This is a genomic window from Calothrix sp. CBUCES-K 9914 (assembly GCF_059640475.1).
The window spans coordinates 1-10037 of record NZ_JBXXZH010000304.1 but is presented as its reverse complement, the minus strand read 5'-3'; the positions used below and the strand labels follow the sequence as shown (position 1 = coordinate 10037).

The window sequence follows — 10037 nt, the reverse complement described above, 5'->3', positions numbered from 1 at the left end:
CGCCGTCTTTGCGAGATTTTTGGGCAAATATTGCTGATGGTGATGCGGTATTCGATTATTCAGGATTCCCGAAGGAACTTAGTAGTTATTTACAAAAGTATGGTGCAGTAACGCCAGATGGTCATCCGGCGTTGATTGATAATAATATTTCATTGTTGTTGTAGTGGACGACAGATGCCAAACACGGTTGTGAAAGCGTGAATGAAAGTTCTGCCTTTGACAGGGCCTATTTCACCACCACAGAAAAACCCGCTTAGGGGAATGTTATCGAGGTAACGGTGGAACATATGCGAGTCAAAGTTGGGTTGACTGTAAAGTCCTTCACCGCGTCCCAAACAAGAAAACATTAAGGCGCCGATGGGAGTGTTTTCTTCAAAATGCTCTTTCTGATACTTTTGTAATAAAAATTCTAAGTCTTCGGCGCTGGTTTGGGAGTCACGAATATGAAATTGTAACCGCTGTCCGGGACGAACTACGTCACCAATAGCAATGGCGCCAGCTGAGGGGTCAACACCAAGAATGCTGCGGATTAAAAAGTCTCCTTGCTGTAGCTCGCTTTTAAACTCGTCCATCGCGACTCCAACAAATAACCAGTTCTGCGCGAGCATTCTTTCTTCCTCGCTGAGGTCGGCAACCAAGTCGCGCAATACAGCTAATGGAACTTTATCATTCAGTTCAAGAATAATATTGCGGTCGCCTCTGGTAACTTGGAGTGTTTCACCTATTGGTCGGCATCCTTGGGCGACTATTGTATCCAAAACTATATTGCCGGTCAATGCGACTCCAACCAAACCATCACGATACATTTTATTGTTGCAAAACAAAGCAACGCGACTGCCAAACCCACCATTACCACTGGCTTGACCACCTAACGTTACCGAACCAGGATAAGCAAAATCAATACCTTGCAGCAAATCGTTGACGCCTGTTGAAAAGGTTCCCGAAAATAGGATAAATTTTGGTATCGGGTTTGGCGCCACACCAATTAACTCAACCCAAGCATCGGGAGAACTGTCTAAATCTGGCAATTCGTCAAGGGTAATATGAAAAACTTGTACATCAACACCTGGTAAGTAAGCTAAAGTCAACGACAGTGCTGGTGAGGCCTCTAGTTCCTGAGTGTGATTCTGGTTATTTGTCCCAACTATACCGCCACCACTGCAACCAATTAACACAGGCACAGAAAGCTTTTCTGCTAACAACGGTAACAAGCGCGAGTACTCGCTTGTAAATGCACTGGAAATAAACACCATTCCAAAATCAGCTTCATGCGTCAATTGTGAAGTAGCTTTTTCTACTACTTCATTAATAGCGGCTTCTAATGATGGACGGGTTGATAGGGCATTAGCCCATTGCATTCGTGCCATGAGTTTGTATTTGGCGATAGTAAAGAGCGTAGTGTTATTACCTCATCTTAGACTTAAAATTATGGTATATCGGGTTTTGCCGTAAAAATTATCAACTTCACATCTAAGGAACTAGGGTTTGCGAAAAAACCTGATTTCTAACCTAAATCTTAAAAAATCACGCGCTTATTCAGAATTGGTATAAATTCTCATATATTGATAGTATTAAGAAGTTGAGCATAGGAATATGTACTCAGACGTAGCGTTGACTCGCTAGAATAAAGAGTACATCAACCTAAAACGTCTTTTGTCCATCAAATCTATACTGGTACAATCAAAAATCATTTATTTGACAATCATTTAAGGTAATACCAATGAGCGATATCCAAGAAAGAATCCAACAAGAACTTGAGCAAGCCCGTGCTGTTTGCGATGCAACAGGTGATGGGTCTACTGATTGCGCTGCTGCCTGGGATGCTGTTGAAGAACTTCAAGCCGAAGCTTCACACAAACGTCAGCAAAAACCAAAAAGCTCTCTTGAGAAATACTGCGACGATAACCCTGAAGCTGCTGAGTGCAGATTGTACGAAGAATAATATTATACCTTTACGTACAACTAGGGTTTTATTGGTATAGTTTTAGTGCGTTGTAGAGATCGGAAATTTCCGGTCTCTACATCTTAGCACTTAGAATATAATGGTCATATTTTTTATTTTGTCTACTTATGGGAAATCAACCTTGGTATCGTGCGCTAGTGTGGCTTGATTATCGACTAGCTATATTATTTACAGTAGTTATTCCTTTAGTTTTGGTAATTTGGGCATTCGTACAAAAAAACCAATCAATACAGCATTTGTTACTGATTTACTGGCGGGTTGCTAGTTTGCTTGCAATTACGCTTTATTTAATGATTGCTCAGTACCCGGTTGCTTTTCTTTCTGGCTTGATGGCAAAGATTTTGATCCCCATTGCGTTATGGTTTTGGGTAGACTTGAATGATGAAATTGACTATCAGTCAGGTGCCTTGAAGTTTGTTTTTACGTCATGGCGGTGGGCAACGACATTTTACAGTATTTTAGGCGCCCTTCTTTTGGTTCCATCACTCGGTTGTGGTTTCTCGGATGCAGCTGTCAAGTCTAGTAGCTGTCAAGTCTGGTTAGAGGCGCCCTTAATGTATAAAGATATTTTCCATGCTAATACGAAAGTACCTTTTTTAGGAATACTAGGTATCATAAGTCTAATAATTTACGTTATTTACTTGTGTTATTTTGTTATTGTTAAGCTCGGTAAGCAGGGACGGTCGGCAACCGAACAATAAGCACAGATATAGTTAGTTTAATATTGGCTTAAAATTCCCGATGCCCATGTGTTGTTCGGGAAAAAAGCCATTTAAAGATGATGATGAATTCAATTGAGAAACGGCTCGAACAGTATACAATAAAGTATCCTCAACTCGTACTGGTAATTACGGTTGAAATAAATGGAGAGTCAGACGAAATTACCATATTTAAGGGATTTTCGAGTTCTTTAATGCGTGGAACACCTTTTGACCCAGATGTGTCGGTTTTACCAAATGATGCTAATATACTTAACATCGATTTAGTTGCTAGTCCTTACAATCCTCAAGCCCCTCGTTATATCGAACAAGGGTTATCTTGGGAAGCTATGCAAGCTCGACTTCAGTAAAGCTTGGCGTTTAATGTTCCTGGTTTCAGTACAGGCAATGAATTAATGTTAACAATGTTCATCTGCGTGACGTATCAAGATATTGTAAAAAGTCTAACTGCTTGTTACCCAATCGCAAAATTATGTTAACTTATTATGAATAATCATAAATGATCGAATAAATAGCTTTTTAAGTATCTACTCCAGGGTAGATTTTTGTTTTAAATGCCGTGAGCAAGTATCTGGTGAGGCAAACGCATTCCTAACCGCGTTTGTTCAGGTTTTTTATACTTTGTCGCATACCCCTCCCCCATAATCACTCCATAATCATGAATACAGCGGTGACTCTACTTACAGAAGAAATGCTTCAAGAAAAGCAGTCTTTGAGGCTAATAACTCGTCAAATGATAGTCATTCTCGACTTTGGTTCTCAGTACTCCGAACTGATAGCTCGTCGAGTTCGCGAAACTCAAGTATATTCGGAAGTCCTTTCCTATCGCACCACAGCAGAGCAAATTCGTCAACTAAATCCCAAAGGAATTATTCTTTCTGGTGGTCCAAGCTCAGTTTATGACAAAGGCGCCCCACATTGTGACCCAGAAATATGGCACTTGGGTATACCCATTATGGGAGTTTGCTACGGAATGCAATTGATGGTGCAACAACTGGGTGGAGAAGTATCGCGCGCCAATAGAGGTGAATATGGAAAAGCCTCGTTACAAATCGATGATGCAACAGACTTATTAATAAACGTCGAAAATGGTACAACAATGTGGATGAGTCATGGAGACTCAGTAAGCACGATGCCATCAGGATTTGAATTGTTAGCGCATACCGACAATACACCCTGTGCTGCGATTGCAAATCATCAAAAGAAATTGTATGGAGTTCAGTTTCACCCAGAAGTTGTTCACTCGCATGGTGGAAGCGCTCTAATTCATAATTTTGTTTATGACATTTGTGAGTGCGAACCAACTTGGACAACTGCTGCGTTTGTAGAAGAAGCAGTTCGTGAAATTCGCGCGCGCGTTGGTAACAAGCGAGTTTTACTGGCATTATCTGGAGGAGTTGACTCTTCAACGCTGGCATTTTTGTTGTACAAAGCAATTGGCAACCAACTAACATGTATGTTCATCGACCAAGGTTTTATGCGGAAGCTGGAACCAGAAAGGTTGGTGAAATTATTTAAAGAAGAGTTTCATATACCCGTTGAGTATGTCAACGCGCGCACACGGTTCTTAGATGCGCTCAATGGAATTACAGACCCAGAAGAAAAGCGACGTATTATTGGACATGAATTTATTCGAGTATTCGAGGAAGAGTCAAAACGGTTAGGACCATTTGATTATTTGGCACAGGGAACGCTATACCCTGATGTTATCGAGTCTGCTGATACAAATGTAGACCCACAAACAGGTGAGCGAGTGGCCGTCAAAATCAAAAGTCATCACAACGTTGGCGGATTACCGAAAGACTTACGCTTTAAACTAGTTGAACCGCTTCGCAAGCTTTTTAAAGACGAAGTGCGTAAAGTTGGACGTTCGATAGGTTTACCTGAAGAAATTGTTAAGCGTCACCCATTTCCCGGGCCTGGTTTAGCAATTCGTATCTTAGGCGAAGTTACAGCTGAAAGGTTAAATATATTACGCGATGCTGATTTAATTGTTCGGCAAGAGATTAACCAAAATGGGTTATATCACCATTGTTGGCAAGCGTTTGCAGTATTATTACCAATCAGAAGCGTAGGTGTAATGGGCGACCAGCGTACATATGCGTATCCGATTGTCCTCCGAATTGTCACTAGTGAAGATGGAATGACGGCAGATTGGGCCCGCATCCCTTATGATGTTTTGGAAGTAATTTCTAACCGTATAGTCAACGAAGTTAAAGGTGTTAACCGCGTTGTGTACGACATCACATCCAAACCACCTGGAACTATTGAGTGGGAATAGAACCACGTAGGATAGGCATCTTGCCTGTCTTAGAAATAAGTGGCCTGTCCTAGAAATAACTAGCCTGTCCTAGAAATAAGTGGGCTGTCCTAGAAATAAGTGGGCTGTCCTAGAAATAAGTGGGCTGCCCTAGAAATAAACGGACAGGCGGGACGCCTATCCTACGGGATTAAAAACTTGAAAAGTCCAAGATATTTGATAGCGCAAAGCAATAATCATTATTTGCAGCTTTGCAGTAATCAATTATTTGGACTTGTAATAGCGTGTGTAATTCGTGATTAAACTGAATGGTAAAAGAATATAACAGCGTTTCGCTTCGGAAAAATCACTGAATAAAATTTTTTATATTTTTTAATTTGCTAGTTTATGCTTAGATCGAATTATGTAACAAATTACACAAAATTTACAATTTGATTAAGACAAAGGTAATTGAATAGTAAAAGTACTACCCTGACCTTCACCTGGACTTTTAGCGGTGATTGTACCACCATGTAGCTCGATAATGTGTTTGGCAATTGTTAGTCCTAGTCCTAAACCCTGGCGCCTACTACTGGAGCTATCTTGCTGATAACGTTCAAAGATTTGAGGTAAAAATTCAGGCTTAATACCGATGCCAGTATCTTTAATGGCAAGTTGGATGTAATTTGGGTGTTGATTTTTTTCTCGGCTTTGCCTACGGGATAGATATACTTCAATGCTTCCGCCTAAGTAGGTAAACTTAATTGCGTTGGATAGCAAATTTCCCAAAACTTGCTGCAAACGGTTAACGTCACCAGTTACAAGAGGTATTGAGTTATCAAGTACGGTGACGAAGCGAATATCTTTAGCGTTGGCTTCAGGATAGGCTGCTTCGATAGCAGTTGTGGTGATAGTGTAAAGGTTAACAGGAGCTAATTCTAATTGCAGTTTGCTTCGGAGAATGCGCGACATGTCGAGTAAATCTTCGAGAAGTTTTGCTTGCGACCTAGCGTTACGTTCAATTGTTTGAAGTGCTTTTTGAGTTGCCGCTTCATCGAATTTGCGCGTTTGAAGTAACTTTGTCCATCCGAGAATTGCATTCAGAGGGGAACGCAAATCGTGTGATACCATCGCAACAAATTCATCTTTCGCTCGGTTGGCTGTTTCTGCCCTTTCCCGCGCTTGTTCTTCGAGTTCTAACAAATACTTGTAACGTTCTTCGCTTTGCCGCAGTGCAATTTCAGTACGTTTAAGCTGAGTTAGATTTATGATAAAGCAGGCACTATAACCATCTTTGTCTCTACCTTCGATTTGCGCGATACCAAGTAAGATAGGTATCCGCGTACCGTCGGAATGAAAATATTCTTTTTCAAATGGAGTACAAAAGCCATTTCGCTGTAATTCTTGAACTTTGGAAGCGTCGAGTTCTTTATATTCTGGTGGCGTCATTGTATCCCAACGCAGCGCTCCAGTCTCTATGTCGGCGCCAGTATAGCCAAACATTTCTAAAAAAGCATTGTTAGCTTCATAAATACAACCACTGGTATCACCAAAATAAATCCCTACAATATTCGAGTCAACAAGGCGCCGAAACTTAGCTTCACTTTCACGCAATGCAGTTTCAGACGCTTTGGCAGCCGTAACATCCGTAGCAACACCAACAATACGCTTTACATTTCCCTCAGAATTACGAACAATTTTAGCTTTATCTTGTACATAGCAATAGTTTCCATCTTTAGAACGTACTCGGTACGATAAGCTAAAACAATCTTGCTGGGCAGTTAAAGCTTCAAGACTATTTTTTAAACCCCCAATATCATCAGGATGAACTAAGGAATACCACCACTCAACAGTTGGCTTTACTTCTAGTGAGTCATAACCAAAAATCCGCGTTATTCCATCACTACGTTCTACTGTTTTACCTTCTCTATCCCAATCATAAATCATGCTATTAACAGCACGTGCCGCTAATATAAAGCGTTCGTTACTTCGACTCAGTGAGTTCTCAATTCGTTTACGTTCTGTAATATCAAGCGCAGTACCAACAATTTGACGCGGTGAATTATCAGGGTTACGAGTAAAAATTACTTCTTTACTAAACAACCATCGCCATTCCCCGTTTTTATGTCGCATCCGATACTCAGTTTCAAACGTTTCTCCATCCTGAAGTGTATTAAAACGGCTAAGAAGTTCGGGTAATCGCAGTACATCCTCTGGATGCAGAAGTAAAGTGAACAACTGTGTGCCCATACCCTCTATTTCAGATGTGGTATAACCTAACACTTCGCCAATTTGACGGTTGACGTAAACATTACGTTGTTCGACAAAATCATAAACGTATAGTAAACCTGGTGTAGCTGTAGCAATGCGCTCAATAAAGTCTTCAACTTGCTTTTTTGCTGTAATATCACGCCATGAAGCAACAAAACCATCTTCCATTTTGGAAACCCGCATATCAAAGACGCACGTTTGAAGTTGCTTACCAAAAAAATCAGTATAAACAAATGATTCCTTAATTAATGGCTGACCAGTTTCAACGACACGACAGTACTCATCGAATAACCCATTAGTACGTTGCGCTGGAAATAATTCAGATAGTAACTTTCCTACCTGCTCCTCTTTACTCAACATATTAGCTTCGCAAGCAGCAGCATTAACGTATTCAAACCGAAAGTCTAATATATTACCATCACTATCGCGAACTGCTGAATAAAAACCAAAACAATCGAGTGAATTTTCGATAGAAGTGCGGAAACGTTCCTCGATTCTAATTAATTGGCGCAGTAAACGTATATTTTCAACTGCGGAGTGCAATGTTGAGCGTAGAATATCGGGTGTCGTCTCACACTTGACCAAATAATCTTGTATACCACTTTTCATCGCTTTGACAGCGACTGCTTCGTTACCCTGTGCGGTTATCATTATCGCAGCCGGCATTGTAGCGCGCGCTTGCTGTATCTGTTGCTTTAATTGGGATATTAGCTCTAACCCATCAATATCGGGTAGTAAAAACTCCAGTAAAATTACATCTGGCTGAAAACGGCGCCATGACTCCAAACCACTTTCTCCCGTTTCAGCCTCGACAATTGTATAGTTATATTTCGCGTCTTGCTGTAAACAACGGCGGTAAACCTCCCGGTCATCTGGAGAATCGTTAATGATGAGAACGGTTAGTTCTTGAGTCATGTTGACCACACAACAGTATTAATAGATACAAGTTTTAAGAAATTATTGACTTAGCTGAACAGCAACAAGTACATAAAATATAATTCCCCACGCACTATTAATAACATGTTTCAATATCTTACGAATTTAAAGAAATTGTAAATACCAGCGTTGGAGTAGGGTGCGTGACACCACCAGATGATTGCTTCGTTTAAGAATTGTTATGGTGTCACGCACCCTACTCAAAACTAATTTGGTTGGATAAATAACTTGGGGGTTCGACGTGTATCAAAATTCTGGCAGGGGTAAAGCGTTGTTCTAAGAGTGTTTCGACTTGCTCGGTAATGCGGTGAGAGGTTTCAACGTCGGTCGCATCTACAATTAAATGCATTTCAATAAAAACTTGGCGCCCGACAACACCGCGCGAGGCAATATCATGACAATTGACAACTCCGGGAACTGAAAGTGCTAGTGAATGAATAACTTCAGGAGCAATTGCCATTTCGTCAACAAGCCAAGGTAAATTTTCTTTCAAGACTGTCCACCCACTCCAAAGCACCAATAATGCAACTGGAAAGGATAATACAATATCTAGCCATTGATATCCTAACCACACGCCAATCAATCCAGCTATAACCGATATGGTTACCCAAATATCACTCATTGTGTGGGTTGCATCAGCAATCAAAATATGACTTTTAACCCGTTTACCTACACGACGTTCATAAAACGCTACAAAAATATTAATACCCAGAACCAGCAGCAGTATCCACAGTTCAGGCGCCGAAATTGTTACTGGTTTAGCACCGTTGGTTATTCTTTCAATGGCACCTTGAACAATTTCAAAGCAGGCAATACCCAAAAAAGCAGCAATTCCCAATGCTCCCACAGCTTCAAATTTTTGATGTCCGTAGGGATGCTCACGGTCAGGATGAGGAGAAGAAAAGTGACTGGTAATCAATCCCAATACATTATTTGCACTATCAGTAACGCTATGTAGCGCATCCGCAAGCAAGCTTAGGGAACCTGTCATAGTTCCAACAACTGCTTTTATAACCATTACAAAAATATTCAGTAATAGTGTAATCAATAAAACTCTTCTAACAACAGTACGATTGTCATAGCTCATACAGTATTTTTTGCATCCATACCTCTACTTATACTGTAGAACAAATAACACAGAATAAATACTACAAACCCTTGCAAACTATAGCTTTTAGATTTATTTAGTCACTATATTTACTTTGGTTTGTTGCAAGTCTTTATCAAACTTAAACTTAATTAAATAAGTCGTTATCTTAATTTGTCACTTCTAGTAATTGATTTTTTATGGCATTAATCTTAGCTATGCTGTAATTATTTTTGTTTCTTTAGAAATAAATCTAAAGTCGTACATTTGTATGTGAGGCATAGCCCTACTTACTTACCACTCCAGAGGGTAAGATGATAAATCATAAACTGCCGATAATCCGCATGTCATCAACACATTTAACGCTAAATCTAGGCGAAGGTTCAGTTACATTCAGCTTTTCTCCAGAAGCTGCGCGCGACCTCTCTGCTGCACTCAACCAATTAATAAGCAGTATAAAAGCAGTCTCAGCAGCAAAAACTCAACCTGGCGCCAAACCAACTCCTCAGCGTCCTGTCGAGTATAGATATACAGGGGAAGTTTTCCTAGAAATTTTTTGTAATCCCAATATCTGGGCAACACCTTTTGCTGCTAAAGTTCTCATAACCGTTCGCGATGCCACTATTAAACTGACCACAGAAGCCGAACTCACACGCCTCATCGAGGATGTTAATCAATATCTAGAACAATTTTAAAACTCCTAACTCCTAACTCCTAACTCCTAACTTCCAACTCCTAACTTCCAACTCCTAACTCCTAACTCAGCACTCAGCACTCAGCACTCAGCACTCAGCACTCAGCACTCAGCACTCAGCACTCAGC

At 40.5% G+C, this 10037-nt stretch carries 8 protein-coding genes and 1 pseudogene; 6 read left to right on the top strand and 3 right to left on the bottom strand.

Annotated elements, in window-relative coordinates; genetic code table 11:
* A pseudogene (locus AC2JBO_RS38945) lies at positions 1-164 on the top strand (metallophosphoesterase); the annotation flags it as partial.
* Here the strand turns inward: AC2JBO_RS38945 and AC2JBO_RS38940 are convergent.
* Positions 150-1358 carry an FIST signal transduction protein gene (locus AC2JBO_RS38940; protein ID WP_496958991.1) on the bottom strand — a complete coding sequence of 403 codons (1209 nt, stop codon included), beginning with the start codon at positions 1356-1358 and terminating at the stop codon, positions 150-152. The pseudogene AC2JBO_RS38945 and the gene AC2JBO_RS38940 overlap by 15 nt on opposite strands.
* A gap of 362 nt (positions 1359-1720) precedes the next feature.
* Between AC2JBO_RS38940 and AC2JBO_RS38935 the strand changes: the two genes are divergently transcribed.
* The 4 genes from AC2JBO_RS38935 (at position 1721) to guaA (ending at position 4963) form a co-directional block, all read left to right on the top strand.
* A complete protein-coding gene (locus AC2JBO_RS38935) occupies positions 1721-1942 on the top strand; it encodes a Calvin cycle protein CP12 (RefSeq protein WP_496958988.1) in 222 nt (73 codons plus the stop codon).
* A 128-nt stretch (positions 1943-2070) separates the two neighbouring features.
* A complete protein-coding gene (locus tag AC2JBO_RS38930; RefSeq protein WP_496958987.1) occupies positions 2071-2664 on the top strand; it encodes a DUF3177 family protein in 594 nt (197 codons plus the stop codon).
* Positions 2665-2744: 80 nt separating this feature from the next.
* A complete protein-coding gene (locus AC2JBO_RS38925) occupies positions 2745-3032 on the top strand; it encodes a DUF7734 family protein (RefSeq protein ID WP_496958990.1) in 288 nt (95 codons plus the stop codon).
* A gap of 308 nt (positions 3033-3340) precedes the next feature.
* Entirely contained in the window at positions 3341-4963 is a 1623-nt protein-coding gene (guaA, locus tag AC2JBO_RS38920) for a glutamine-hydrolyzing GMP synthase (protein ID WP_496958986.1), read from the top strand.
* A 414-nt stretch (positions 4964-5377) separates the two neighbouring features.
* On the opposite strand, the gene AC2JBO_RS38915 is transcribed toward guaA, so the two are convergent.
* Both AC2JBO_RS38915 and cdf31 read right to left on the bottom strand, forming a co-directional pair.
* Positions 5378-8107: a hybrid sensor histidine kinase/response regulator gene (locus AC2JBO_RS38915; RefSeq protein ID WP_496958985.1), complete on the bottom strand. Its 2730-nt coding sequence runs from the start codon at positions 8105-8107 to the stop codon at positions 5378-5380.
* A gap of 217 nt (positions 8108-8324) precedes the next feature.
* Positions 8325-9215, bottom strand: a complete 891-nt coding sequence (gene cdf31, locus AC2JBO_RS38910) for a CDF family zinc efflux transporter Cdf31 (RefSeq protein ID WP_496958984.1) — start codon at positions 9213-9215, stop codon at positions 8325-8327.
* 344 nt (positions 9216-9559) lie between these two features.
* Between cdf31 and AC2JBO_RS38905 the strand changes: the two genes are divergently transcribed.
* Positions 9560-9910 carry a hypothetical protein gene (locus AC2JBO_RS38905; RefSeq protein ID WP_496958989.1) on the top strand — a complete coding sequence of 117 codons (351 nt, stop codon included), beginning with the start codon at positions 9560-9562 and terminating at the stop codon, positions 9908-9910.
* The last annotated feature ends 127 nt before the right edge of the window (positions 9911-10037 follow it).

What these genes read in the sequence shown, in the direction of transcription:
- AC2JBO_RS38940 (WP_496958991.1), bottom strand. Translation starts at nt 1,358, where the DNA reads ATGCAATGGGCTAATGCCCTATCAACCCGTCCATCATTAGAAGCCGCT.
- AC2JBO_RS38935 (WP_496958988.1), top strand. Translation starts at nt 1,721, where the DNA reads ATGAGCGATATCCAAGAAAGAATCCAACAAGAACTTGAGCAAGCCCGT.
- AC2JBO_RS38930 (WP_496958987.1), top strand. Translation starts at nt 2,071, where the DNA reads ATGGGAAATCAACCTTGGTATCGTGCGCTAGTGTGGCTTGATTATCGA.
- AC2JBO_RS38925 (WP_496958990.1), top strand. Translation starts at nt 2,745, where the DNA reads ATGATGAATTCAATTGAGAAACGGCTCGAACAGTATACAATAAAGTAT.
- guaA (WP_496958986.1), top strand. Translation starts at nt 3,341, where the DNA reads ATGAATACAGCGGTGACTCTACTTACAGAAGAAATGCTTCAAGAAAAG.
- AC2JBO_RS38915 (WP_496958985.1), bottom strand. Translation starts at nt 8,107, where the DNA reads ATGACTCAAGAACTAACCGTTCTCATCATTAACGATTCTCCAGATGAC.
- cdf31 (WP_496958984.1), bottom strand. Translation starts at nt 9,215, where the DNA reads ATGAGCTATGACAATCGTACTGTTGTTAGAAGAGTTTTATTGATTACA.
- AC2JBO_RS38905 (WP_496958989.1), top strand. Translation starts at nt 9,560, where the DNA reads ATGTCATCAACACATTTAACGCTAAATCTAGGCGAAGGTTCAGTTACA.